Raw genomic sequence first — 26,158 nt, forward strand, 5'->3', positions numbered from 1 at the left:
GTGGCCGAAACACCGCCGATCGCGATCGTCGGGATGTCGGTGCTGTTCCCCGGCGCCCCGGATCTCGAGACCTACTGGCGCAACATCGTCGGCGGGATCGACGCGATCACCGAGGTACCCACGGACCGCTGGGATCCCGCCTTCTACCAGCCTGACGCGGAACCGCGGGCGGATCGGATCTATTGCCGCCGCGGTGGTTTCGTCGGTGAACTGGCCGAAGTGGACGTCACCGGCCTCGGCGTGATGCCGTCGTCGATCCCGGGCACCGAACCCGACCAGCTGATCGCGCTGCGAGTGGCCGCACAGGCCCTCGCCGACGCCGGTGGCGAGCACTGGTTGCCCGCCGACCGGCAGCGGACGGGGGTCATCCTCGGCCGCGGCGGTTATCTCACCCCCGGCCTGGTGCGGCTCGACCAGCGGGTCCGGACGGCCACCCAGGTCGTTCGCACCCTCGGTGAACTGATGCCCGAACTGGGCGGCGAGCGGCTGGAGGAACTGCGCCGGGCCTTCACCGACCGGCTCGGCCCCGAAGCTCCTGACGCCGCGATCGGGCTCGTGCCCAACCTCGCCGCCTCCCGCTTGGCGAACCGGCTCGACCTGCGCGGACCCGCGTACACGGTGGACGCAGCCTGCGCCTCTTCGCTCGTCGCCGTCGACCACGCCGTGCGCGAACTGGCGACCGGGCGCTGCGACGTGGTGCTCGCCGGTGGCGTGCACCATTGCCACGACATCACCTTCTGGAGTGTGTTCTCCCAGCTCGGCGCGTTGTCCCGGAGCCAGCGGATCCGGCCGTTCCACCAGGACGCGGACGGGGTGCTGATCGGTGAGGGCACCGGCGTCGTGGTGCTGAAGCGGCTCGCGGACGCCGAACGGGACGGTGACCGGGTCTACGCCGTCGTCACCGGTACCGGCGTGGCCAGTGACGGCCGGACCGCCGGACTGTCCAATCCGGACTCCGCCGGTCAGGTCCGCGCTGTCCGGCAGGCCTGGACCGTGGCGGGAGTCGATCCCGCCACGATCGGGCTCCTGGAAGCGCACGGGACCGCCACGCCCGCGGGCGACGCCGCCGAACTGGCGACGATCGCGGAGGTCTTCGGGCAGGCCGACGAGCCGACGGCGGTGCTCGGTTCGGTCAAGTCGATGATCGGGCACACCATGCCCGCGGCGGGCGTCGCCGGGCTGGTCAAGGCCGCGTTGGCCGTGTACCACGGTGTTCTCCCGCCGACACTGCACTGCGAGCGGCCGCATCCGGCGCTGGCCGCGACCCGGTTCGAGACGCTCGGTACCGCGAAGGCATGGAAGACCGACCACCGGCGGCCGGTGCGGCGGGCCGGGGTCAACGCCTTCGGTTTCGGCGGGATCAACGCCCACGTCGTCCTGGAACAGGCCGCGACGCGGGCGGCGGTCGAGGTCCGCGAACCCGAACGGGTCCTGCGGCTGTCCGCGCCGACGATCGCCGAGATGGGCTGCCTGCTGGAGCGGGACGACCTCTTGAACAGCGGCGACCCCGGCCGCGGCCGGTTCCGGCTCGGCCTCGTCGACCCGACGCCCAAGCGGCTCACCCTGGCCAGGAAGGTGGTCGCGAAGGGCAGACCGTGGCGCGGCCGCAACGACCTCTGGTTCGTCCCGCGACCGCTGCTCGGCGCGGGCCGCGGCAAACTCGCGTTCGTCTTCCCCGGCCTGGAGAACGAATTCGACGCCAACGCCGACGACCTCGCGCGGCATTTCGGCGTGCCCTGGGAATCACCGGACGCCCTCGTCGGCGACGTCGGCAGGCACGGCAAGGGCGTGTTCCAGCTGGGCAGGCTCGTCGACACGGCGCTACGCGGGCTGCGCGTGACCCCGGACGCGCTCGCCGGGCACAGCCTGGGGGAGTGGACCGCCATGGCCGTCGCCGGGATCCACGCCGGAGACGAGGTCGACGCGTTCCTGGCAGGCTTCGACCCGGACGCGCTCAAGGTGCCGGGACTGGCCTTCGCGGTGATCGGCACGGGCGCGCCCGCGGTCTCCGAAGTCCTCAAAGGACAGTCCGAAGTGGTCCTTTCCCACGACAACGCGCCCAACCAGGCGATGATCTGCGGCCCCTCGGAGGCCGTCGATGGCCTCGTGCGCGGCTTCCGTGCCGAGGGAGTGATCTCCCAGGTCTTGCCGTTCCGGTCCGGGTTCCACACCCCGATGCTCGCGCCCTATCTCGGCCCGATCCGTGAGGCGGCCGAGCGCTACACCCTGTATCCGGCGCAACTCCCGGTCTGGTCGGCCACGACGGGAAGGCCCTATCCGGCGGCGGCCGGGGAGGTCCGCGAGCTGTTCGTCCGGCATCTGCTGGAACCGGTGCGGTTCCGCGGTCTCGTCGAGAACATGTACGCGGCCGGGTTCCGCGCGTTCGTGCAGACAGGCGCCGGTCAGCTCGGTTCGCTGATCGGGAACACCCTGCACGACCGCGAACACCTCGTCGTCGCCGCGCATTCCGCGCACCGGTCCGGCCTTCCGCAACTGCTGCGGGTCGCCACCGCGCTGTGGGCCGACGGTGCCGATCCGGCGTTCGAAGTCCTGCCCGGCCAAGGCGGCGGAAAACGCGGCCGGGCGATCCGCCTCGACCTCGGGGGCGCGCTGGTCTCACTCGACGAGAGCGTCCGGCGCGGCTTCCGGCCCGGCGCGGCCAAGACGTCCACTTTGGACAGGATCGGGGAGCGGAACCCGCTGGCAGCCGAGTTCTCCGGGCTGCTGGCCGACACCGCCGGTCTGGCGGCGGAACTGTTCGCCGCCAGACCGGCGCCCCGGATCCGGCCGTTGCGCACCGAACTCCGGATCTCCGTCGAGACGATGCCGTATCTGCTCGACCACTGCTTCTTCAAGCAGCCGCCGGGGGCGGATCCCGCCGACTCGTGGCCGGTCGTCCCCGCCACGACGGTGATCGGGCACCTGATGGACTTCGCCGAACAGGCGGCGCTGGGCAAGCGCGCGGTCGCGCTGGAGGACGTCCGGCTGAACCAATGGATCGCCGCGATCCCCGCGCTGGACGTGCCGGTGACCGTGGTGCCCCAAAGCCGGTCCCGGGTCAGCGTGTCCTTGGGCGAGTACTCGCGGGCCGTCATCGAGCTGGACGACGGATTCCCCGCCGATCCGCCCGCGCCGTGGACGTTCCCCGCCGAGGACGAACGGAAGCCGGACCTGCGCGCCGAACAGCTCTACACCGATCGCTGGATGTTCCACGGCCCGAAGTTCCAGGGTGTCGAGGAACTGGTCGCGGTGGGGGAGCGGCACGTGCGCGGAACCCTGCGGACCCCGGAGGCGCCGGGGGCTCTCCTGGACAACGCCGGTCAGCTGCTCGGGTACTGGATCATGTCGAGGCTTCCCAGCCGCACCACGGTGTTCCCGGTGGGGATGCGGCGGATCCGGTTCTACGGCGAACATCCCGTGCCGGGGGAGTGGCTCGACTGCGTCGTTCGCATCGTCTCGGTCACCGACGCGGAACTCGAAGCGGACGTCCAGCTCATCCGCGGCGGCCGGGTCTGGGCGGAGGTCGAGGGCTGGCGCGATCGCCGGTTCGACAGCAACCCCGCGATCCGCGCGATGGACCGGCGGCCGGAGCGCGCCACGCTGTCGGAAGACCGGCCCGGCGGCTGGGCGCTGGTCCGCGAGCAGTGGCCGGATCTGGCGACGCGGGACCTGATCATGCGCAACGTGCTGGCCGGTGCGGAACGGAAGGACTACGCCGGCCAGCAGCCACGCGGCAAACGGGCGTGGCTGCTCGGCCGGATCGCGGCGAAGGACGCCGTGCGACGGATGCTCTGGCGGGACGGCGAAGGCGACATCTTCCCCGCCGAACTCCGGGTCGGGAACGATCACTCCGGAGCGCCGGTCGTCTCGGGCGCCTACGGCCGCGAGCTGCCGGGCCTCACCGTCTCGATCGCCCATCGGGACGCGCTCGGTGTCGCCATCGCGCGCTCTGGGCCGTGCGGGATCGACGTCGAGGCCGTGGAAGACCGGACCGAGAGCACGCTCGACGCCGCGCTCGGTGAGGCGGAACGAGCGCTGCTGCGCGCGCCAGAAGCCTTGTGGTTCACCAGGTTCTGGGCCGCGAAGGAGGCCGTCGCGAAACGGCTCCGCACCGGCCTGCGCGGTGACCCGCGCGCTTTCGCCGTCGTCGGCGCGGACGGCGGGCGGCTCACCGTGGAGGTGGGCGGTACCCGGTATCCGGTGTGGCACACCACGATCGCCACCCCGGCGAAGGACTACGTCGTGGCTTGGACGGAGAACGAAGATGACCACTGAAACCGTGCCTGCCGAGAGGGTCTTGGCCGACATCGCCGTGATGCTGCGTGAACTGCTCGAGGAATACGGGCTGGACGACGCGGAGATCGGCCGGGACACGAAGTTCCACGACGACCTCGAACTGGAGAGCATCGACCTCGTCACGCTGTCCGGCAGGCTGCGGGACCACTACGGCGACAAGGTCAACTTCGCCGAGTTCATCGCGGACCGCGAACTGGACGAGATCATCGCGCTGACCGTGGGCGAACTGGTCGACCACGTGGTCGCGTCCCTGACCGGGGAGGCTTGAGCATGGCGAAGGTCAAGGTCGGCGCGCTCGACGTCCACGTCCAGCGCCTCGGGCCCTCGGACGACGAAGCGCCGGTCGTGGTGTTCGTCCACGGCCTCCTCACCGACAGCCTGGCGAGCTACTACTTCACCCTCGGGCATACCTTCGCCGAGCAGGGGATCGACGTCGTCATGTACGACCTTCGCGGGCACGGGCGCACCACGCGGCCCGCCACCGGTTACCGGCTGGAGGACTTCGTCGGCGACCTCGACGGCCTGCTCACCGCGCTCGGGATCGACCGGCCGGTACACGTGGTCGGCAACTCGTTCGGCGGCTCGGTCGCCTTCGGGCTCGCGGCTGCACACCCCGAACGCGTCGCGAGCGTCATCGCCATCGAGGCGGAACCACCGGTGCGGGCCTGGCTCGGGCATATGGCCGAAGGGCTGGCCGACGCCGAGAACCGGCTCGCGCACGACGAGGTGATCGGCTGGATCGCGGAGAACCACGGCGCGCACACCGCCCGGTTGTCCAAAGCGGCGTACAAGATCCTGGCGGCCACCACGCTGGCCGAAGACATCCCGCTGAGCCGGACCATCGACGACGACCTCGCGGCGGTGCGCTGCCCGGTGTTCGCGCTGTTCGGCGACCTGTCCGGGCTCGCGGCGCAGGTCCCCGACCTCGAGGCGAACCTCGGCACCTGTCTCACGGTCGTGCTGCCGGATCAGGGACATTCGGTGCTCGTCGAGCGCACGGAGGAGACGTCGGAGCTGATCCTGGGCTGGGTCCGGGAGCACACGCGCGAAACGGTGAGGGCCGAGTAGGTGGGCAGATTCCTCTTCGTCACGCCGCCGCTGACCGGGCACGTGAACCCGGCGGTGGGGGTGGCCGCCGCGCTGTCCGCGCGCGGTCACCAGGTCGCCTGGGCGGGGCAGCCCGAGGTCATCCGATCGCTCGCGGGCGACGGTGCCGAGGTGTTCCCCTGCGCCGTCCCGCGCGGCCTGCCCGAACGCGACGCGAACCTCAAAGGGCCGGCGGCGTTCCGGTTCCTGTGGGAGGAGTTCCTGATCCCGCTGGCCGAGGCGATGGCGCCCGGCGTCCGCGCCGCGATCGGCCGGTTCCGCCCGCAGGTGGTGCTCGCCGACCAGCAGGCCATCGCGGGCGGTCTCGTCGCCGACGGGCTCGGCCTGCCGTGGGTCACCTCCGCGACGACGTCCGCGGAGCTCGTCGACCCCCTGGCCGGGATGCCGAAGGTGGCGGCCTGGCTCGACGACCTCCTCGGCGGCCTGCGCACGCGGATCGACGGCGGCCCGGCCGACCCCAGGATGTCCCCGCACGGCGTACTCGCCTTCACCACCCGGGAACTGCTGGGCCCGGCCACGCTGCCGAAGCGGGTCCGGCTGGTCGGGCCGTCGATCGGTGGCCGCGCGGCCACCGGCGACTTCCCGTGGGACCGGCTCGACCCGTCGGTGCCGACGGTGTTCGTCACCCTCGGGACCGCGAACGCCGACGCCGCCGGGGACTTCCTCGCCGCGGCCGCCCGGGGACTTTCCCGGGTCGGCGGGATCCGGACCGTCATCGCCGATCCCGGTGGTGCCGTAGGGCGTACGGGGGACACGGTGCTCGTGGTGCCGTGGGTGCCCCAGATGGCGCTGCTGGCGCGTGTGGACGCCGTCGTCTGCCACGGCGGGCACAACACCGTCTGTGAAAGCCTGTGGCACGGGGTGCCGCTGGTGGTCGCGCCGATCCGGGACGACCAGCCGATCGTCGCCGGACAGGTCGTCGACGCGGGGGCGGGCGTCCGGGTGCGGTTCGGGCGCCCGAAACCCGAACGGATCGCGACCGCCGTGACCAGGGTGCTGGACGATCCGGCGTACCGTTCGGCCGCCGAGAAGGTGGGCGCCTCGTTCCGGGAGGCGGGCGGCGCCGCGACGGCCGCCGACCACCTGGAGGCTCTACTCCTCTAGCTCTTGAAAAGCGGGCGTGTAGGGACTCTCCTGGAGGGGTACCAGCTTTCCGAAGGTGTGTCCTCGTGCTGGGAGTCGTCGTGACCACAGTGAAGACATCGCCCCGCGCCGCCAAGGGCTTGGCGCTGCCGTACGCGACCCCGGCCTTGTTCGCCTTTTGGCCGACCGAGGGAATGAGGTACCGCGCATGATCCCGATGGACGTCGAGGGGATGGCAGTACTGGCTCCGGAAACGGCACCGGTGATGCTGCTGCGGGAGCGGGAGGGCGAACGCCGCTGGCTGGCGATCACGATCGGCAACCCCGAGGCGAGCGCGGTGGCGCTCGCGCAGGAGAAGATCCGGCTGCCCCGTCCAGGGACGATCGAACTGATCGGCAAGGTGGTCGAGTCCTTCGGGCACCGGGTCACCGGGGTCGAGGTCACCGCGCTGCGGGACGGCATCTTCTTCGCCGACCTGGTACTCGATTCCGGTATCCGCGTCTCGGCCCGGCCGAGCGACGCGGTCGCGATCGGCCTGCGCGCCGGGGTGGTGATCAAGGTGGCGGACTCGGTACTGGAGGTCGCTTCGGTACGGGTCGAGATCGTGGGGTCCGGGCCCGACGCGGAACTGCCGTCGGTGCCCTCGGATCCGGTCGAGCAGGAACGGGAGGTCGAGGAGTTCCGGGCGGCTTTGGACAAGATCGCGCCGGAGGACTTCGGGGAGCCGCCGCCCGACCCGCCCGCTGATCCTTAAGCCCAGAGACGCTATGAAAGGCCCGTTACTTGCAAAATTTGCAAGTAACGGGCCTTTCATAGCACTTGAGGGAGCGGGAGTTACTGCTTCGCCAGGCCCTGCTCGATCGCCTCGATGATGCGCGGCCGCATCTCGGCCGCGCTGATGATCGCGTCCACCGAGCCGACCTTCACCGCGCGTTCGATGCTGTGCACGCCGTCGAACTCGGACGCGACCGCGCCCAGCTTCTCGGCTCGCACCGAAGACCGGACCTCGGCGAGTTCCGCGGTCAGCGCGGCGCGTTCGGCGCCGGTCGCGCCGCTGAGCTTCTCCGACAGCGACCGCACCCGCTGATCCGCCGCGGTCCGCGCGTTGACCTCACCGGCGAACACGACCGCCGCGGCGGGCGCGCCGCCGAGCACGGAAGCGAACGAGCCTTCCAGCGCCAGCACGGTCATGTTCGGGTTCAGCGCCTTCGAGAAGACCACGAACGCGCCGCCGTGGTACCGCGAGATCACGGTGAACACGATCGGGCCTTCGAAGTTGACGATCGCCCTGCCGATCTCCGCGCCGTACTCCAGCTGCAGTTTCCGCATCGACTCCGGCGAACCGTCGAAGCCGGACAGGTTCGCCAGCACCACCAGCGGCCGGTTGCCGCTGGCCGCGTTGATCGCCCGGGCCGCCTTCTTCGACGAACGGGGGAACAGCGTGCCCGCGGTGTAGGTGTCCGGGCCGTCGGTGGGAGGGAAGCCGCGGCGCGGCACCGAACGCGACTCGATGCCGAGCAGGCACACCGGCCGCCCGCCGAGGTGCACGTCCTGCACGGCCGCGGTCTCGGCGTCGGCCATGCCCGGCCAGCGCTCCAACACCGGGTGGTCCTGGTCCGACAGCGCGCGCATCACGGTGCGGATGTCGAACGGCTTCTTGCGGTCCGGGTTGGCTTCCCGCGAGAAGATCTGGCCGACCGTGGTGAAGTCGCTGTCGACGGCCGCGTGCGGGAACGGCGAGATGTCCCGCTCGATCGGGTCGTTCGTGACCGCCTTGCGCGGGCCGGTCTCGTCCGGCGCCACGTAGGTGTGGTCGTAGTGCGACATCAGCACGTCGCGGGCCGCGGCGAGGTTCGGCGCCCAGTACTGCGCCTGGCCGTTCGGGCCCATGACGCGGTCGTAGCCACCGATGCCGAAGTTGTCCTCGGCCGAGACGCCACCGGAGAAGTCGAGCGACTGCTTGCCGGTCAGCACCATCGCGGAATCCGGCGTCATCACCAGGATTCCCTTGGTGTGCATGAGCATCGTCGCTTCGGCGTTCCAGTACGGCTGGGCGCCGACGTTGATCCCGGCCACGACGATGTTGATCTCGCCGCCGTCCTGGGTGAAGTGCACGATCCGCTTGAGCGCGGCCGCGACCCAGTCCATGTTCTCGGTGCCGGACTCCATCGAGATCCGGGCGCCCGCCGAGAGCGCGTACCACTCCAGCGGAACCCTCAGCCGCTCGGCGAGGTCCAGTGCCGCGATCACCCGCGAGCACTCCGGCTCCGAGAGCGCGCCGAGCGCCTTGGTCGGGTCGCCCAGCAGCACGACGCGCTTGACGCCCTCCGGGTGACGTTCGGTCGGCGTGGTGACCACGCCGGCGACGATCGCCGCCGTGTTGCGGCCCTTCTTCCGGTCGACCGGAACGAGGGTGTTCACGCCCGAGGTACTCGTTCCCGCCGAGGGCGAATCAGACTCTGTGTCCATGTCGTACTCGGTGAACGAACCGAGCATCTTGGTCAGCTCGTACGGGTACACCGTGTCGCGGCGGCGGGCCCGCAGGACGTTCTGGCGGTAGTCGTCGAGCGGGAGGATCGGCTCGGTCGTGGGCTCGGACAGCGACATCTGCACGCCGCCGCTGACGTCGTAGCCGATCCGCACGGCGACCTCGCCGACCTCGCCGGTCGCGCGATCGCGCTGCCTGCCGAGGAACTGGACCTCTTCGAGACCCGCGCCCGCCGTCGACGGCTGCACGCGCTGCGCGACCGTGTTCAGCTCCTCGCCGGTGAGTTCACTGGTCGGCCACACGTACAGCATGATCCGGTTGGTGTCGAAGCGCTTCTTCGGCGGAAGCTTCGCCTGCACCTCGCGGATCGCGTCGAGGCAGCCCGCGAGCGTGCCTTCGACCGCGGGCAGGGCCAGCAGCTTGCCGTCGTTGTCCCGCAACGGGGTCAGGTCACGGACCTGGGCGAGCGCGACCAACCGCTGGTCCGACGGGTTCATCGGCGCGACGCACTTGAACAGGTACACGTCCTCGTCGCCGGACGGCAGCCGCGTCAGGTCGAAGTTCGCCAGCCGCTGCAGCTGCATCCGCTGGGCGATCAGCGGGTGGAGGCCGCGGATCAGCCTTTCCTCGCTGAAGCCGGTGGAGGACGGGCGGAAGGTGAAGTGGTGGTGCATCACCGCGCCGCTGTGCCCGGCGACCGTGGTGGTGATGCGCCGGATCCGGCTCGGCAGCGGCTCGGCCGTGAGGATCTCGCGCAGCCCCGCGGCCATCGCGTCGTCGTCGGCAGACTCGTCGTCCCAGGTCAGGTAGAGATCCGCCTCGACGTCGGTGTCGGCGGGCAGCCCGGCGGCGAGATCGGCGACCGCCTTGATCGCGCCGGGCAGCCCGGCGCGGTCGACGGCGGTGGTGGCCATGTGGAACCGCTCGTCCTCGTCGGTGTAGTCACCGGTGACGAAGGTGCAGCCGCCGACGGTGACCTGCTGGACACCGGTGAGCGCGCGGTTGCCGTAGTAGCGGCGGCTCAGCACTTCGAGCAGCGGGGTGTGGTCGGTGCCGGGACGCCCGATCCGCTGTCCGAGCAGGCGCACCAGCGGTTGCGCGCTGGCCAGCATGCTCGCGATCCGCTCGGCGCGGTCCGGCGAATCCGGGTGCTGGTCGAGGTGACGCAGATGCTTGCGGACCTCGCTGTACACCTCGGCGCGGGTGCGGCGGAGCAGCGGCTGGGCGAACCAGCGGAACACCACGCTGCGCGCGAGGTCGCTGACCACCGGGAAGCGGAGCTGGGTCGCGGCGATGAGCTGCTCCAGCGCCTTGCCCGCCGGTTCGCGCATCGCCTCGAACGGCTGCGCCTCGGTGAGCCACTGCCGCAGCAGCGCGGTGACGACCGTGACGTCCGAAGCGGTCCGCTGCTGGGCGAGGAAGATACGGAAGACCGCCTCCTCCAGCTCCGGCGTCCGCTCCAGGTCCTTGATGCCGTAGTGCGCCAGTACCTTCTTGAGCTTGTTCTGGAACGACTCCGACAGCCCGGCGCGTTCGACGTCGAGGCTCTGCAGGTAGGTGTGGAAGAACTCGCGGGCGCTGTGCACCCGGGTGTCCGTCTTGGCCTCTTCTCGCGCCGGCTTGTTGCGGATCAGTTCGGACAGGTCGGCGAAGACGGTCAGCAATTCGACCTCGCCCTCGAGCGGGCGGTCGCCGTTGGCCTCGAGTTCGGCACGGGCGGCCAGGTACGCGCTGAGCGTGCGGCGGTCGTCGTGCGGGTCGACATCGAAGCCGAGCAGGAGGCTGCGCAGATCCTGCTGTCCCCGCGTGATCCGCTGCGCCGTCGAAGCGCCGTCCGGTTCCACGGGCAGCTCGATCTCGACGCTGCCCACGTCCTCGGCGACCTCTTCGCCCTCCTCCGCCAGCGGTTCGAGCCGCAGCAGGGGGGCGCCGGTCTCGACCTGACTGCCGACCGAGACGACGCACTCGCGCAGCTTCGCGCGGAACGGCGCGCGAAGCACCGTCTCCATCTTCATGCTTTCCAGCACCAGCACGGGTGCGCCGGCCTCGACCTCCGCGCCGACCTCGAGCGGCGTCGCGACGACGAGCGCGGGGGCGGGGGAGCGGACGACGCCGCCCTCGTCACGGCTGATGCGGTGGGTGACGCCGTCGACCTCGACCAGGTGGATCGGCCCGTGCGTGCCGGTGACCAGGCGGAAGCGGGTGCCGTTGACGGTGATCTGGCCGGTGTGCTCGTCGAACCGGTCGACCTCGACGTCGGCGGGGTGGATGTCGCCGCCCGCGGAGACGCCGACGCGGAACCGGCGGTGGCCGATCCTGGCCACGCTCACGCGGTACGCGGCGCCGCGCAGCTTCAGGTCGAGCGGGCGGCCGCTCTCGTGCTGAACCTGCGGGCGGCCACCGTGCGCGGTGGAGAGAAGCCGTTGACGCTCAACGGCTTCCTCGTCCTCGTAGGCCTCGATCGCGGCGGCCGCGAGGGCGATCGCCGAATGACGGTGGGTGACCAGCTTGCCTTCGCCGCGGACCCGGTCGATCCAGCCGGTGTCGGCGCTGCCGTCGATCACCTCGGGCTGGTCGAGCAGGTCGAGGACGAAACTCTTGTTGGTCGCGCCGCCCTCGATGATGACCGTGGTCTGCGCCATCGCGCGGCGCAGGCGGCCGAGCGCCTCGTCGCGGTCGCGGCCGTAGGCGATGATCTTCGCGATCATCGAGTCGAAGTCGGCCGGGATCGTGTCGCCTTCGCTGACCCCGGTGTCGACGCGGATGCCGGGTCCGGCGGGCAGGTCCAGGCGCGCGATGCGGCCGGGCGACGGTGCGAAGTCGCGATCCGGGTCTTCGGCGTTGAGCCGTGCCTCGACGGCGTGACCGAACTCGGCGGGCTGGGGGCCTTCGAGCTTGCCGCCGGAAGCGACGTGCAACTGGGCCTTGACCAGGTCCATGCCGGTGGTCAGCTCGGTGATCGGGTGCTCGACCTGCAGGCGGGTGTTGACCTCGAGGAAGGCGAACAGCTTGTCGCCGGGGTGATAGAGGAACTCGACCGTGCCGGCGCCGCGGTAGTCGACAGCGAGCGCGAGCCGCTCGGCGGACCGCTTGAGCTCGTCGGCCTGCTCGGGGCTCAGCACCGGGGAAGAGGATTCCTCGATGATCTTCTGGTTGCGGCGCTGCACCGAACAGTCGCGGACGCCGAGCGCCCACGCGGTGCCTTGGCCGTCGGCGATGACCTGGACCTCGACGTGCCGGGCGCCGGTGACCAGGCGCTCCAGGAACACGACGCCGCTGCCGAAGGCCCGCTCGGCCTCCATGCTGGTGCGCTCGTAGGCGTCCTCGAGCTCGTCCGCGGAGGTGATGACGCGGATACCGCGCCCGCCGCCGCCTGCGGTCGCCTTGAGCATCAGCGGATAGCCGATCTCCTCGGCCGCCTTGATGGCCGCGTCGAGGTCCGCGACGGCGCCGCGGCTCCACGGCGCCACGGGCACGCCGACCTCTTCGGCGATCAGCTTCGCGCCGATCTTGTCGCCGAGCTGGCGCATCGCGTCCGCGCTCGGGCCGATGAAGGTGATGCCCAGCCGCTCACACAGCTCGGCGAAGGCCGGATCCTCGGCCACGAAGCCCCAACCGACCCAGGCCGCGTCGGCCCCGGTCTCGGTCAGCGCCCGCTCCAGCACGGCGAAGTCCAGATACGGACGCGCCGACGCGGGACCCAGGTTGTGACTGAGGTCGGCTTCCCGCACGAACGTCGCCGACCGGTCCGAATCCGTGTAGAGAGCGACGGTCTCGATCCGCTGTCCGGTCTCCGCCGACAGCTCGCGGACGGCGTGGATGAGCCGCATCGCGGCTTCTCCGCGGTTGACGATGGCGACACGACTGAACACCGACTGAGCCTCCCAAGTACACAGCACACCAGGTGACATCCCGCCGGATCACGCGCGGGACAGTCCCCTCTATCTGCCTACAGCCTGCCTCTTACCGGCCGGTACGAGAATGTCGTCGGTGACGCATGCCGAGGGCCGGGGCTTGTAGGAACCCGCCAAAAAGTGTCCTGGAACACCTAGTCGAGGGGGCGAATGACGTCATGAAGTGGACAATCGGGGGCTGGAGTGGGTAGCCGGGTCGGACGGGTGTCACCAGGTGTTCACGCCGGTTTCATCGGGGTTGGCGGGTAGGTCGCGGGCGGAGGGGGCGTTGCCGCCTTCGGACTTCGGGTGCCGGGCTGTCGTGCCGTGACACTGGCTGGACAAAAGGGGACAGGTGGCCGTTTCTCGGTAACGGCCGGTGGCAGGCGGTCCTGGGTTTGCTGATCGCGATCGATCTCGTGTCGGGGCCGTAGCCGTTTTACGGCAATCGCGCGAGACGAGGTCGGTTCGGCAGCCGTGGTCGCAACGAACGGATCGGCGTAGTGATCACGGTCGCTGTCGTCGGGGCTCGGCGTGGAGGCCAGCGGCCGCGATCGGGCAGTCGCCGTTTTCCGGTAACGGCTCAGGACGGGGAGGGCTCCGGGCTCGATGTGCGGGGTTGCCGTGCAGCGGTGGCCGATTCTCGGCAACGGTGGCCGCTCTCCGCTGGAGGTGCGGAGTTGCCGTGACGTGGCGACGGCAACGGTCGTGAAGTCTGGTCCTGCAGGAGCCGTGGCCGATTTTCGGCAACGGCTCAGAATGGCGGCGGCTCCTCGGCCGGGCGGGGTTCGTGCAGCGGTGGCGGAGCACTGTCATAGGACTGCCCGGTAGGCGTGGTGATCGTCAAAGTGCCATCAGAAGCAAGCCGGTAGACCCAACCAGGTTCATCCTTCAACCGGTGATCACGACGACACAGGTCGATCAGATCAGCGGCGTTGGTATGCCCGCCGAACTGCCACGGCACTGAGTGGTCGAGATCGCAGGCCTGCGCGGGACGGTGGCATCCCGGTCTTCGGCATTCACGATCGCGCACCCGGACGAACTCGCCCTGGCCCGCCGACGGCCGGTACCGATCCCGACCCAAATCCAGCACCTGCCCGGACAACGGATCAGTGATGATCCTGCGCAGCACCGTCTCCGACCCAGCCGCGATCTCCCGCGCCAACGTGGCGGGAATGTGCCCATGCCCCGCCAGCTCCGCCGGATCATCCTTCACCCCCAGATACGTGAACAAATCCATATAGAGGAACACTTCCGCCCGTTCGGCCTTGCCACCCTGACCACCCAACAGCAAATCGAGCGCCACATCCGCACGGAGTTGGTCCAGAGTGCGGGTTTCGTCTCCGGTCTTGAGTGCCCGTGCCTCCCGGTCGATCCGCACATACGCGGCGGTCACCTTCTCCACCGGACCGTCCTCGACCTCGATCGACGCTACCCCCGTCTCACCCTGCCTTACGGTGAGACGGCGCCCTTCACGGTGCCGCTCCGCCCGCCGAGCAGCACCGTCACGATCCACCGTGATCGCCGCATGGCCCGCAGCCTTCCGAATCTGATCCGAATTCTTCCCCGGCAACCGATCTTCCAGCAGAGCATCGGCGGCGAGCGCGTTCTCGTCGGATAGCCACGCCGTCGCCGCCGCGACCTTCATCGCCCCGAAACCACTCACCTTCCCTAGCTCCATCAACCCCAAGGTTCGGGGCAGGCGACTGGTCAACGCCTCCGCCGCGGCGACCATCGCACCCGCATGACCATCCACAACAGACAGAGCGAAAGCGACCTCCTGCACCACACTCCGCGCACCATCCCGATGCCGAGACAACTGCGCGATCGCCCGGAACCGCACCGCCTCCAACCGAGCGATATCAGCCGACACGGCTCGCGCCAACGCCACACACTCCTCATCACCCAACGTGCGAGGATCGGGAATTTCCTTCAGGGGAGCCATAAAGGCTTCAGCAGTAGCCACCCGACGAACCTACAACCAGCCACCGACACTTTTGGATCAGTAGAAGCGGCGCAGCTCGGTCCACAACGAAGACCACTGCCGAGAAGGCCCGGTACACAAGGAAATCTTCACTCCTTGCTCCTCATTGTCCACCCCGAGACCGTTGTCGTGAACCGCCCTTTCACGACATCCGGCGAACCACTCCGGACGATACTGGCCCACCACGACGACCGGGCCGAAGGAGCTGTTCGGCGGCGGCCCCCAATCCGCATAGGACATATGTCCCGAGTACACCGAGGGAAGGCCGTAGTACTGCAAAGCGCCTGCCTGCCCGTAATTCCGCGTGAAGATCACCGAAATCGAACGTCGCTCCGCGGGGATTTCCGACCAGACCCGGCTGACCGTCGTGGCCAGCTCGGGCCAGCCCGCCTGCTCGCCTTGTTCTTTGTTCACCGCCAAAATCGGCCCCAGCGCCGAGACCGGCAGCAGCGGTAGCCCGACCAGGAGCGACCCGGTCGCACCCAGGACGGCCAGGGAGACGGCCACTACGCGGCGCCAGGTCCGGTCGAGCCAGCGCAGGCAGGGTTCCGCGCCCGCTGCCGCGAGCAGCAGCAGGAACGGCGCCGAGTAGTACGGTTTTCCGCCCAGCAGCAACAAAAGCACGCACAACACCGGATAGGCCACGGCGAAGGAACGTGCCCAGCGCAGTTCGGGATCACGCCAGAGCCGGAGCGCGCCGGCGATCCAGACCGGCACGACGACAGGGGAAAGATAGAGCAGTTGCATCGGCACGAACAGGATCCGGTTCTCCGCGCCGTCGTCCACGCTGATCCCGTGAGCCACGCTCAGCATCGGGAGATCGTGGGCCATTTGCCAGACGAACCCGGGTGCGGCCAGCGCCAGCGCGAGGAGGATCCCGACGGGGAGCCAGCCACTGCCGAGTTCCGTCCGCGGGCCGACGGCGAGTACCGCGAGGCCGATCGAGGCGATCATCAGCAGGACGAGCCACTTGCTCTCCATCCCGATCCCGGTGACGGCGCCGATCGCGAGCCACCACCGTCCGTCGCCGGTGCGGAAAAGACACAGGAAGACCAGGCCCAGCGCGCTCCAGACCAGCATGTCGACGGTGGCCGTCGACAGCATGTGCCCGTCGACCACGACGAACGCCGCCAGCGCCGTGATCGCGGCGGTGAGGACCTGCGGGCCGCGTCCGCCGCCGAATTCCCGGGCGACCAGGGCCAGGGTGACCACCGTCGCGGCCGCGCACAAGGTCGCGGCCACGCGCAGGCCGGAAGGGGTCTCGCCGAAGAGATCGGTGGAGATCCTCGCGAGCAAGGGCGTCAGCGGCGGTTGATCGGTATAGCCCCAGGCAAGCCGCTTTCCGGCGGCGAGGAAGTACAACTCGTCCCGGTGGAAGCCGTATCTTCCCGACAACAGGGTCAGCACCACCACCTGCGCGGCGACGACCAGACCGACCGGACCCCAAGCGAATCGCTTCACGGCGCCTCCCCAGAGGAGGCGACCTTACTGCGTCGGCTGAGCCAGTTCGACCCTGTTGCGGCCACCTTGTTTCGCGCGGTAGAGCGCGGTGTCGGTGGCCACGAGGAGGTCGTCGACGCTGCTGATGTTGGCCGCCGGGTACAGCGCTCCGCCGATCGACACGGTCAGATCGGTCAGCACCGTGTCGCGATCGGGCAGCGCGACCGAGACCACCGCCACCTGGTGCCGGATCCGTTCGGCCACCTGGCGCAGGTTCTCCTCGCTGTGGACGTCCGGGATGACGATCGCGAACTCCTCGCCGCCCCACCGCCCGCAGACGTCCTGCTCGCGGATCTCGGCGCGCAGCGCGTCACCGACGGCGCGCAGGACGAGGTCGCCGTTGGGGTGACCGTAGGTGTCGTTGATCGTCTTGAAGTTGTCGAGGTCGAGGAACAGCACGCCGAGTTTGCGCCCGGCGCGTGTCCGGCCGAGGAGCTCTTCGGCCAGCTGACGCCAGCGGCGTTTCGTGACGAGTCCGGTGGTGGCGTCGGTGTGCGCGTCGCGCCGGTACTGGGTCAGCAGCAGTCCGCGATGCAGTGCGACCAGCGCGATGACGACCCCGACCAGGACCAGCGGGTTGGCCTGGACGAGGACGACGGCCGTCACCAGGCCGAGGCCGAGCGCGCCCGCTTCGAGGATCTGGTCACCGAAGCCGGAGAACAGTTCGCCGATCGACTTCGGCGGCGAAGACAGCGCGATCGCGATCATCACCAGCACGGTGTTGATCGCCCAGCGCAGGGCCGCGGCCACGATGATGACGGCGAGGTCGCCCAGCCCGGCGAGCAGCCCGGAGTCGGGCGAGCCGGGGTAGTGGCGCATGCCGAGGCTGAGGACGACGACGGCGGCCTGCGTGCCGCAGAGCACCGTCGCGGCGGAAAAGATCCACCGATGGGGGAGAACCGGCCGTTGGTGTGGCCAGATCCGCAGCCATGCGATGGTGTAGGTCACCACGACCATCGCGGCGGCGAGCACCGGCGGCAGCGCGATGACGGCGGCGACGCTCCAGACCGCCTTGGTGTCGACGTAGGCGACCGACGGGGCCCTGTCGTACTCCCGTTGGCGTTCGATCTGCCGGGTGCCCTCGATCGCGATGGCCGCGCACAGGGTCAGCACGCCGAACCGGACCAGGTCGGTGCCGGTGACCGGGATCAACCGGGCCGTGGCGGCGGTCGAGAGGACTGCGATGAGATTCACGACCAGGACGTAGGAACGCACAGGCCGCGGCAGGCTCCACAGGTGCCAGGCCTTGAGCCGCCGTCGCGCGCCGCCTAGTCGTCCGTTCACGCACCCTCTTCCGTCGGTGATCTACACCGTAATCGAACCGGGACGGCGAGGACCTTCGTTGTCCGGACGATAAGAAGCGCGGCCGGGAATTCCCCCGGACAGCCCAACCAAAACGAAGGAGGTGCACCGATGCAGGACAACAACTGGTGAACGTTTTGCCGGATAGATCGCAATTTCGAGGGAGGTGAACGGCATGCGGGACAACAACTGGACCACTCGGCGTGACAACAACTGGACGTGATCAGGGACCGTGCTCACCCACGGGTGTCGTCCCGCCGACCGGATCCACCGGATCCCCCTGGTGGGACGACACCGCCCGTGACCAGCCCGCCCCGGCGACGCAGGCGACCACCACGCCCGCGACAGCCGCAACGGTGATCACGGTGGTCGGCGCGACGACCTGCGCCATGAGCCCGGCGGCCGCGATACCCGCCGCCTGTGCCGCCCGCAACGCCGCGATCGCGACCCCGATCACCTGACCTCGCTGGTCCGGCGGCGCGGCGAGGCTGTACTGCGTCTGGGTGATCATGTCGTGCGCGGAGAACACGCCCGAGATCGTCCACAGCACGACGATCGTGACCAGGCCCGGCGCCCAGGCGGTGGGGATCAGCACCAGGCTGCTCGCCACCGCGAGCGCACCCAGCACCCGGACCTGCCGTTCCCTCGGGATCCGGCTCAGCAGGATCCCGCCGAGCACCGAGCCGACCGGGTTCGCGGCCAGCAGCCACGGCAGCGCGCCCGTGCCGCCCAGTTCGGCGGCGACCGGGACGGCGAGGCCCTCGGGTACGACGTAGAAACCGCAGCAGCAGGCGATGAGCAGCAGCCACCGCAGTTCGCGGTCGCGGGCGACCAGACGGCAGCCCGCGATCAGCGACGGGCGCCGGTGGTGGCGTGGTGCCGAGGGCGGGTACCGCTCGATGCCGAAGCGGAGCATGAGCGCAGACAGGGCGAAAGTCCCCGCGTCGATGAGCAGCGCACCGGGTACGCCGAGGCCGGTGACGACGGCGGCGCCCGCGCCGAAGCCCACCACCAGTCCGGCCTGATAAGTGGACGAGATGACGGCCTGGCCGACGACCAGCCGGTCCGGGTCGAGCAGATCCGGCAGCAGCGCCTGGCGCGCCGCGTGGAACGGGCCCGCCATGAGCTGCACGAGGAACAACAGCGCGGCCGCGGCGGGCAGCGGCAGGCCGGGGACGGCCATCAGCGCGATCAGGACCGCGCGGCCGACGTCGGTCACCACCATCACGGTGCGCCGCGAGAACCGGTCCGCGATGCCACCGAGCGCTCCGCCGAGGAGATCGGGCACGAACGTCAGCGCGTACGCCGCCGAAGCCCAGCCCGCCGACGACGTCCGGTCGAACACCAGCACCGTGAGGGCGACCCTGGCCAGTTGATCGCCGGCGACCGAGAGCAGATGCGCGAGCCAGATCCGGCGGAACCCGGCGACCGCGAACACGCTGCGGAACGACGCCGCCCGGGCTGGCATGCGCTTCAGGCTGTCGTGAAGCGGCCACTTTGCGCAAGCCCCGAAGAAGTTCGAAAAATATCCGCGGCCGTGTCGAACCGCGGGGTACCCGTTCGACGTGTCAGTAAGAGAAGGAACGGAGAATCCGATGTCGCATTCACTGGGGCCGCTGGCGAACAACCTGGCCGCCTACGCCATCTATTCGACCGCGCAGACCGAGATGCGCCACGCCTACAAGCTGATCGAGGCCGGTGACTACCTGGGCGCCGCCACGGAGATCGATTCCGCCGCGCACGCCGCCGAGGTACTCGCCCGCGCCACCTCCGATCTGGACGCGGAGCGCTCCGAACGATGGCTCAGAGTCGTCGCCGCCCGGAGGCGGTTCGCCGAACAGGCCCGGGTCCGGGCCTCGGACACCGCCCTCCTGGCCGCGTGACCGGAGACCCCGCCCTCAACGGAAAGCACGTCGGTAACTGACCGGACTGACGCCGGTCGTGCGCTTGAACCGCTCGCGGAACGAGGTGGGCGAACCGAAACCGACTTCGGCGCCGATCCGTTCGACGGCGTCCTGGGTGGTCTCCAGCAGGTGCTGCGCCTGCCGGACACGAGCCCGGTGCAACCACTGCAACGGGGTCGTCCCGGTCTGTTCGCGGAAATGCCGGATCAGGGTGCGCGTGCTCATCCCCGCGTGCGCGGCGATGTCGGCCAAACTGAGGTCGCACGCCAGATTTTCCTGCATCCACAGCAAAGTGGGTTCCAGTGCCGTGCCGCGAGGAGCCGGAGGATGCCGCAACGCGATGAACTGCGCCTGGCCGCCCTCGCGTTCCAGCGCCATCACCGAAAGGCGGGCGGCGTCGGCCGCGATCGCCGAGCCGTGGTCGCGGCGGATCAGGTGCAGGCACAGATCCAGCCCCGCGGCGGCACCCGCCGACGTCAAGATCTGCCCGTTGTCGACGTAGAGCACGTCCGGGTCGACCTCGACGTCCGGGTAAGTCTCAGCGAGCAGGTCGGCAGCGATCCAATGGGTGGTGGCGCGGAGGCCGTCGAGCAGCCCCGCTGCGGCGAGGATGAAAGTGCCGGAACAGATCGAGGCGATCCGCGTGCCCCTCGCGGCGGCCGAGGTGAGCGCGTCGTGGACGGCTTTCGGCAACGGCCGGTCCGGTTCGGCGGTGCCGGGCACGATGATCGTGTCGGCCTCACGCAGCGCCTCGAGCCCCCACGGCGCGCGCAAGGTGAAATGCCCGGCGTCGACGTCCGGATGTTCGGCGCAGACGAGCAGCCGGTAACCCGCGCTCCCGTCCGCCAGCCGGGTCCTGGTGAAGACCTCGATGGGCGTCGACAGATCGAACGGGATCACCTGGTCCAGCGCGAGCACGGCGACGGTGTGCATGACCGCACGCTAGCGCGCGTGTGGCGAGATCCCGTCGGAAGGCGTCGTTCACGCCACTGGGAGCGGGTGCGGCGCGGTTCTAGCGTCGAACCATGATGATCATCGCGCCGGTTCTCGTCGGCCTCGTCTACGTCGTGTTGATGTCGCTCATCCATGAACCGCATCGACGCCGCTTCAACGCGATCATGGTGGCGGGCGCCGGAGCCGCGTACCTGAGCGGCGGCGGTCTGGGGATCTGGGAGTTCGCGTTCACCGCCGTCCTGTCCTATGTGGCGTACCGCGGCCTCGAGTCCTGGACGTTCATCGGCGTCGCCTGGCTGCTGCACACCGCCTGGGATGTCGTGCACCACCTCAAGGGCGCCCCGATCATCCCGTTCCTGGACGACTCCTCGTTCGGCTGCGCGATCTGCGATCCGGTCATCGCCGTCTGGTGTTTCGCGGGCGGGCGCTCACCAAGAGCTTGGTCCTTGGGCCGATCGATGCGAACATATGTTCTATGACGACCGAGGGTCCCATCCTGCACGCCGACCTGGACGCGTTCTACGCGTCGGTCGAGCAGCGTGACGACCCTCGCCTGCGCGGGCGGCCGGTCATCGTCGGTGGTGGCGTCGTCCTGGCGGCCAGTTACGAGGCCAAGGCGTACGGCGTCCGCACGGCGATGGGCGGCGGCCAGGCGCGGCGACTGTGCCCGGACGCGATCGTGGTCCCGCCCCGGATGCGCGCGTACTCGGAGGCGAGCAAGGCGGTCTTCGAGGTCTTCGACAACACGACACCGCTGGTGGAGGGCATCTCGATCGACGAGGCCTTCCTCGACGTCGGCGGGCTGTTGAAGATCGCGGGCACACCGAGCCGCATCGCCGCGAAGCTGCGGAAGGACGTCCTGGAGCAGGTCGGCCTCCCGATCACCGTCGGCGTGGCCAGGACGAAGTTCCTCGCGAAGGTGGCCAGCGGCGTCGCGAAACCCGACGGCCTGCTCGTCGTGCCGCACGACGGGGAACTGGAGTTCCTGCACCCGCTGCCGGTCGAGCGGCTGTGGGGCGTGGGCAAGGTGACCGCCCAGAAGCTCCGCGAGCGCGGCGTGACGACGGTCGGGCAGATGGAAGGGTTCGGGGAGAAGGAACTCGTCCGGATGCTCGGCCGGGGCGTCGGCACCCACCTGCACGCCCTGTCCCACAACGACGACCCGCGGCGGGTGCGGACAGGCCGCCGTCGCCGGTCGATCGGGGCGCAGCGCGCGCTCGGCAGCAGGCCGCGCACACCCGCCGAGCTCGACGCGACGCTGCTGACCCTGGCGGATCGCCTCGCCCGGCGGCTGCGCGCGGCGCACCGGGTGTGCCGGACCGTCGTGCTGCGGATGCGGTTCGCCGATTTCACCAAGGCGACGCGTTCGCACACCCTGCTGGAGGCGACCGAACAGACCGGCGCGGTCGTCGCGGCGGCACGCGGCCTGCTCGCGGCGGCGAGACCACTGATCGACGAACGCGGGCTCACGCTGATCGGTCTCGCGCTCACGAATCTGTCGAAGGACGACGCGATCCAGCTGGCGTTGCCGTTCGAGGCGAAGCCGAGGGACGCGCTCGATTCGACGCTCGACACCGTCCGGGACCGCTTCGGTTCGAAGTCCATCACCCGGGCGGTGCACCTCGGGCAGGTAGAGGAGCCGTGGGTGCCACTGCTGCCGGACTGAACCCGTCGCTAGGGTGTCCCGGTGGCGGAATCATCAGTCGAGATCTACACCGATGGCGCGTGCAGCGGGAATCCCGGCCCCGGCGGCTGGGGAGCGGTGCTGCGGTACGGCGACGTCGAGAAGGAGATCTACGGCGGGGACGCCGGGCCGACCACGAACAACCGGATGGAGCTGATGGCGCCCATCGAGGCGCTCGAAAGCCTCAAGCGCCGGGTCACGGTGAACCTCTACACCGACAGCACGTACGTCCGGAACGGCATCACCAGCTGGGTGCGGAACTGGAAGAACAACGGCTGGATGACCTCGGCCAAGACGCCGGTCAAGAACGCCGATCTGTGGCGCCGTCTCGACGAGGCCGCTTCACAGCACGACGTCGAATGGCATTGGGTCAAGGGCCACGCCGGGCATCCGGAGAACGAGCGAGCGGACCGGCTCGCCGTCAAAGGAGTGGAAGAGGTCATGGGACGACCCGTGATCCAGCCCGGCGAGCGGTCCGCTCGACATCGTTAGCAGCTGACGCTGACCTTGGCGCTCTTGGAGAACGACACGTGGACGTGGTCCATGTGGTTGGCGGTCGCGCCGCCGCGGTCCTCCATGGTGTCCCAGCCGCTGCCGTCGTTGTAGCGCTGACGCCAGATGACGTAGCTGACGCCGAAGTCCTTCTGGTTCGCCAGGATGTAGTCGGCGATGGCGTTACCGGTGGCGGTGTCCACCATGAAGTCCAGCGCGAGGCCGGAAGGGTGGTCGCTGGCGTTCGCACGGCCTGCGACGCCGCCGACGGTCTTGACGCCGAACTTCGCCTTGACGTGGTTGCCGACCTGGGCGACGTGCGGCTTGGTGCCGGCGAGGCTGGTCGAACACGAAGCCGTCGCGGCGGGCACGGTCTTCTTCACCGGTGCGGGGGCCTTGGTCGACGTCGTCGGCTTCGGGGGAGCCGCGGTGGTCGACGGGGGCGGGGTGGTCGAGCTGGAGGGCGGGGTGCTGCTGGTCGACGGCGGGGGAGTCACGCTGGAGACCGGGGGAGCCTGCAACGCGAGCGCGGCACTGGCCGCTTCGACGTCGGGGGAACCCGCGGTGGTCAGCCACATCGACGCCGGGAGCGCCGTGGCGACCGCTGCCGCGATACCCGCGGGGAGCTTCCACTTCGGGGCTTTGGTCTTGCGATGTCTGCCGGCCATTTCTCTGATCACTCACCAATTCGGGGACGGGAGCTCGCGTCGGGGGCCGCGAGCTCCGGGCAACATTACGAAATGGACACGGCAATGTCACGCCCGAGTGTGCTCGCCCACAGTTACCTTGATCGTTGAACCGAACAGGGCTCACGTCCGTACAGACACAAGAAGTGCTTTTATATGAGCACTGTGAGTGATCGGTTCAGCCGGATTTGCAGGCTTGGTAGTACATTTCCCCGGCCGGCGAGGTCACGTTCATCCCCGGACCGACCGGAGCCCGCCCCGTCGACGCCGAGGCCGCCGTCGCGGTACAAACCAGCTGGTTGAGGGCTTGGCTCGACAGCTTTCGCGTGGTGTACGGCAGCAGCATGGTTCCCGGTTCGCCCGAGTACACCTCGACCCGGCCCACCTCGGGGGGAACGAACGTGGTGAGCCCCTGCGCGGCTTCCCGTTCCGTCGGTCCCTTCATCAGCAACGTGATCGCGCCCTCGGGGGAGAGGAACCCTTCGGACGGCCGTGTCACCGGGATGACCCGGCCGTCGGAGACGAAGTACAGCGTCACCCCGCCCATGACGGACGTCCCCTCGGCGGCGCGGATCGACGGCCCCGGTCCGGCCGGGACGACACCGGTGGGCTGGACGCCGCAGGCCGCCACCAGCGCCGTCGCGGAGAGGACGGCAAGCAGGGTCTTCCTCATCAGGCCGTCCTTTCGGCTCGGTTCGGCAGGCGCAGGACGAACCGGGCGCCGGTCCCGATGTTGGCCGCCGTGATGTCACCGCCGTGCAGCCGGGCGTTCTCCAGCGCGATCGCCAGGCCCAGCCCGCTGCCTTCGGACCGGGCGCGGGCGCTGTCCGCCTTGGTGAACCGGTCGAACACATGCGGCAGGATCTCGGGGTCGATGCCCGGACCGTGGTCGTCGACCTCCACGGTGACGCCGTCGTCGTCGGCGCGCAGGTGGACCTCGACCGGGGCGGAGCCGTGCCGGAACGCGTTGCCGACGAGGTTGGCGACGATCAGGTCGAGCCGCCGCCGGTCGACCCGTGCGGTGACGCCCTCGGGCAGGTCGGTGACCAGGTCTTCGCCGTCCCGCCAGCCCCGGGCGTCGAGGCTGTCGCGGATCGCCGTCGCGAGATCCCATTCGTCGAGCACGAGTTCGGCGCGGCCCGCGTCGAACCGGGAGATCTCGACCAGGTCCTGGACGAGCCGGGTCAGCCTGCGGGTTTCGCCCGAGACCAGCCGTGCCGCGACGGCCGTGTCCGGCGGCAGCGTTTCGGCGTCCTCGTCCAGCACGTCGGTGACCGCGTTCATCGCCGCGAGCGGGGTGCGGAGTTCGTGCGAGACGTCGGCCACGAACCGGCGCGCGTCGGCCTCCATGGCCCGCAGCTCGCCGACCGTGCGTTCCAGCTCGGCGGCCGTGTTGTTGAAGGTCGTGACCAGTTCGGCCAGTTCGTCGGACCCCTTGGCGGGCAGCCGGACGTCGAGCCTTCCCTCACCGAGCTGGGCGGCGGCGGTGTTGAGCGCCCGGACCGGCCGTAGCACCTGCCTCGCCGCGAGCAGGGCCAGCGCGGCGGCCAGCGGCAACGCGAGCGCGGCCATCTGCCAGGCTTTTTTCGCGAGTTCCTCGATGGCTTGCTGCTGCTGGACGAGCGAGGTGAGCGAGTACACCTCGACGCCGCTGGCCCCCATCGCCCCGTTCGGCTGCCGCGCCAGCACGGGCATGCCGACCAGGAGCTGGGGATTGGCGTTGCGGTCCAGCCGCTGGAACTGGATCCGGGTGTCGGCTGCGACGGTCTGCCGCAGTTCGGGCGAGAAGATGGTCAGATCCGGGCCGTTGACCGACCGCATGTCCCGGTAGACCGCGACGGCGGTCAACCGCAGGCTGCCCGCGAAGTCGTTGAGCTGTTCCTGGGTCGGTGGAGTGGACAGCGGGCGGCCGTAGGCGCTGACCCTGTCCTTCAGCTGGTTCATCGCCGCGTCCTGGACCGCTTCGAGGATGGCGTTGCGGGCCGACACGTAGCTGGCCCCCGCCGCGGCCGCCGCCCCGATGATCGTCATCGCCGCGAAGGCGAGGATGAGGCGCGGTCGCAGTCCGGAGAGCAGCCTCATGAACGGCCGAACCGGTACCCGAAGCCCCGGACGGTCTGGACGTGGTCGGGTTTCGCGGGCACGTCTTCGATCTTCGCACGCAACCGCTGGACACAGGCGTCGACCAGCCTGGAGTCGCCGAGGTAGTCGTGATCCCAGACGGCGGAGAGGATCTGCTGGCGGCTGTAGACCTGCCCCGGCGTGCGCGACAGTTCCAGCAGCAGTTTCAGCTCCGTCGGGGTGAGCGAGACCGGCTCACCGTTTTTCGTGACCACCAGCCCGGCCCGGTCGATGACCAGGCGGCCGTGCCGTTCTTCGGCCGGGTCCTCCTCGCTCGCGGGCTTCTCGCTCACCGCGCGCCGCAGCACCGCCCGGATCCGGGCGTCGAGCACCCGGGGTTCGATCGGCTTGGTCACGTAGTCGTCGGCGCCCGCCTCCAGCCCGGCGACGATGTCGAAGTCGTCGCTGCGGGCGGTGAGCATGATGATCGGCACCTCGCCCGCCGAGCGGATCCGGCGACAGGTCTCGAAGCCGTCGATCCCGGGCAGCATCAGGTCCAGCACGACGATGTCGGGCTGGTAGACCCGCAGTTTCTCCAGCCCGAGCTCACCGCTCTCGGCGGTGTGGACGGTGTGCGCCTGACGGCGCAGCGCGAGTTCCAGACCCTCCCGGACCGACGCGTCGTCTTCGATCAAAAGGACACTTGCCACGCCGCCATTATTCG

At 69.8% G+C, this 26,158-nt stretch carries 19 protein-coding genes; 9 read left to right on the plus strand and 10 right to left on the minus strand.

Going from position 1 to position 26,158, the window contains the following annotated elements; genetic code table 11:
* The 5 genes from ACZ5IK_RS24465 (at position 1) to ACZ5IK_RS24485 (ending at position 7,240) form a co-directional block, all read left to right on the plus strand.
* Positions 1–4,275 (plus strand): beta-ketoacyl synthase N-terminal-like domain-containing protein, encoded by a 4,275-nt coding sequence (locus tag ACZ5IK_RS24465; RefSeq protein WP_465489788.1) that lies wholly within the window; start codon positions 1–3, stop codon positions 4,273–4,275.
* Positions 4,265–4,564 carry an acyl carrier protein gene (locus ACZ5IK_RS24470; RefSeq protein ID WP_465489789.1) on the plus strand — a complete coding sequence of 100 codons (300 nt, stop codon included), beginning with the start codon at positions 4,265–4,267 and terminating at the stop codon, positions 4,562–4,564. The genes ACZ5IK_RS24465 and ACZ5IK_RS24470 overlap by 11 nt, the downstream gene beginning before the upstream one ends.
* Positions 4,565–4,566: 2 nt before the next feature.
* Positions 4,567–5,364, plus strand: a complete 798-nt coding sequence (locus ACZ5IK_RS24475; RefSeq protein WP_465489790.1) for an alpha/beta fold hydrolase — start codon at positions 4,567–4,569, stop codon at positions 5,362–5,364.
* Entirely contained in the window at positions 5,365–6,507 is a 1,143-nt protein-coding gene (locus tag ACZ5IK_RS24480; protein ID WP_465489791.1) for a glycosyltransferase, read from the plus strand.
* 187 nt (positions 6,508–6,694) lie between these two features.
* Complete coding sequence (locus tag ACZ5IK_RS24485) at positions 6,695–7,240, plus strand: bifunctional nuclease family protein (RefSeq protein WP_465489792.1); 546 nt, start codon at positions 6,695–6,697, stop codon at positions 7,238–7,240.
* Between the two features lie 80 nt (positions 7,241–7,320).
* Here ACZ5IK_RS24485 and ACZ5IK_RS24490 read toward each other — a convergent pair whose 3' ends face one another.
* The 5 genes from ACZ5IK_RS24490 to ACZ5IK_RS24510 all read right to left on the minus strand — a co-directional run bounded on the left by ACZ5IK_RS24490 (position 7,321) and on the right by ACZ5IK_RS24510 (position 19,121).
* Positions 7,321–12,846 (minus strand): ATP-binding protein, encoded by a 5,526-nt coding sequence (locus ACZ5IK_RS24490; protein WP_465489793.1) that lies wholly within the window; start codon positions 12,844–12,846, stop codon positions 7,321–7,323.
* A gap of 775 nt (positions 12,847–13,621) precedes the next feature.
* A complete protein-coding gene (locus ACZ5IK_RS24495) occupies positions 13,622–14,812 on the minus strand; it encodes an HNH endonuclease signature motif containing protein (protein ID WP_465489938.1) in 1,191 nt (396 codons plus the stop codon).
* A 57-nt stretch (positions 14,813–14,869) separates the two neighbouring features.
* Positions 14,870–16,312 carry a glycosyltransferase family 39 protein gene (locus ACZ5IK_RS24500; RefSeq protein ID WP_465489794.1) on the minus strand — a complete coding sequence of 481 codons (1,443 nt, stop codon included), beginning with the start codon at positions 16,310–16,312 and terminating at the stop codon, positions 14,870–14,872.
* A gap of 24 nt (positions 16,313–16,336) precedes the next feature.
* Positions 16,337–17,635 carry a GGDEF domain-containing protein gene (locus tag ACZ5IK_RS24505; RefSeq protein WP_369862443.1) on the minus strand — a complete coding sequence of 433 codons (1,299 nt, stop codon included), beginning with the start codon at positions 17,633–17,635 and terminating at the stop codon, positions 16,337–16,339.
* 241 nt (positions 17,636–17,876) lie between these two features.
* Positions 17,877–19,121: an MFS transporter gene (locus ACZ5IK_RS24510; protein ID WP_465489795.1), complete on the minus strand. Its 1,245-nt coding sequence runs from the start codon at positions 19,119–19,121 to the stop codon at positions 17,877–17,879.
* A gap of 127 nt (positions 19,122–19,248) precedes the next feature.
* On the opposite strand from ACZ5IK_RS24510, the gene ACZ5IK_RS24515 reads away from it, so the two are divergent.
* Complete coding sequence (locus ACZ5IK_RS24515) at positions 19,249–19,536, plus strand: hypothetical protein (RefSeq protein WP_465489796.1); 288 nt, start codon at positions 19,249–19,251, stop codon at positions 19,534–19,536.
* Positions 19,537–19,551: 15 nt separating this feature from the next.
* Here the strand turns inward: ACZ5IK_RS24515 and ACZ5IK_RS24520 are convergent, their stop codons facing one another.
* On the minus strand, positions 19,552–20,490 hold the full coding sequence (locus ACZ5IK_RS24520; RefSeq protein ID WP_465489797.1) for a GlxA family transcriptional regulator: 939 nt from the start codon (positions 20,488–20,490) through the stop codon (positions 19,552–19,554).
* 92 nt (positions 20,491–20,582) lie between these two features.
* Here ACZ5IK_RS24520 and ACZ5IK_RS24525 point away from each other — a divergent pair, with 92 nt between their 5' ends.
* Genes ACZ5IK_RS24525 through rnhA form a run of 3 tightly spaced genes read left to right on the plus strand, consistent with a single transcriptional unit; the run spans position 20,583 to position 22,687 of the window.
* Positions 20,583–20,990: a DUF6010 family protein gene (locus ACZ5IK_RS24525; RefSeq protein ID WP_465489798.1), complete on the plus strand. Its 408-nt coding sequence runs from the start codon at positions 20,583–20,585 to the stop codon at positions 20,988–20,990.
* On the plus strand, positions 20,987–22,177 hold the full coding sequence (gene dinB / locus ACZ5IK_RS24530) for a DNA polymerase IV (RefSeq protein ID WP_465489799.1): 1,191 nt from the start codon (positions 20,987–20,989) through the stop codon (positions 22,175–22,177). The genes ACZ5IK_RS24525 and dinB overlap by 4 nt, the downstream gene beginning before the upstream one ends.
* A gap of 21 nt (positions 22,178–22,198) precedes the next feature.
* Positions 22,199–22,687, plus strand: a complete 489-nt coding sequence (gene rnhA, locus ACZ5IK_RS24535; protein WP_465489800.1) for a ribonuclease HI — start codon at positions 22,199–22,201, stop codon at positions 22,685–22,687.
* Here the strand turns inward: rnhA and ACZ5IK_RS24540 are convergent.
* From ACZ5IK_RS24540 to ACZ5IK_RS24555, 4 genes are all read right to left on the minus strand, one after another.
* Positions 22,684–23,355 carry a VldE C-terminal domain-containing protein gene (locus ACZ5IK_RS24540; protein WP_465489801.1) on the minus strand — a complete coding sequence of 224 codons (672 nt, stop codon included), beginning with the start codon at positions 23,353–23,355 and terminating at the stop codon, positions 22,684–22,686. The two genes, rnhA and ACZ5IK_RS24540, sit on opposite strands and share 4 nt — an antisense overlap.
* A 196-nt stretch (positions 23,356–23,551) precedes the next feature.
* Positions 23,552–24,046: a GerMN domain-containing protein gene (locus ACZ5IK_RS24545; RefSeq protein ID WP_465489802.1), complete on the minus strand. Its 495-nt coding sequence runs from the start codon at positions 24,044–24,046 to the stop codon at positions 23,552–23,554.
* Positions 24,046–25,455, minus strand: coding sequence for an ATP-binding protein (locus tag ACZ5IK_RS24550; protein WP_465489803.1), 1,410 nt, complete (start codon positions 25,453–25,455; stop codon positions 24,046–24,048). The genes ACZ5IK_RS24545 and ACZ5IK_RS24550 overlap by 1 nt, the downstream gene beginning before the upstream one ends.
* Positions 25,452–26,144 carry a response regulator gene (locus ACZ5IK_RS24555; protein ID WP_410598132.1) on the minus strand — a complete coding sequence of 231 codons (693 nt, stop codon included), beginning with the start codon at positions 26,142–26,144 and terminating at the stop codon, positions 25,452–25,454. Before ACZ5IK_RS24555 ends, ACZ5IK_RS24550 begins: the two co-directional genes overlap by 4 nt.
* Between the last annotated feature and the right edge of the window lie 14 nt (positions 26,145–26,158).

The sequence above is a fragment of the Amycolatopsis sp. NPDC031561 genome, assembly GCF_055580625.1.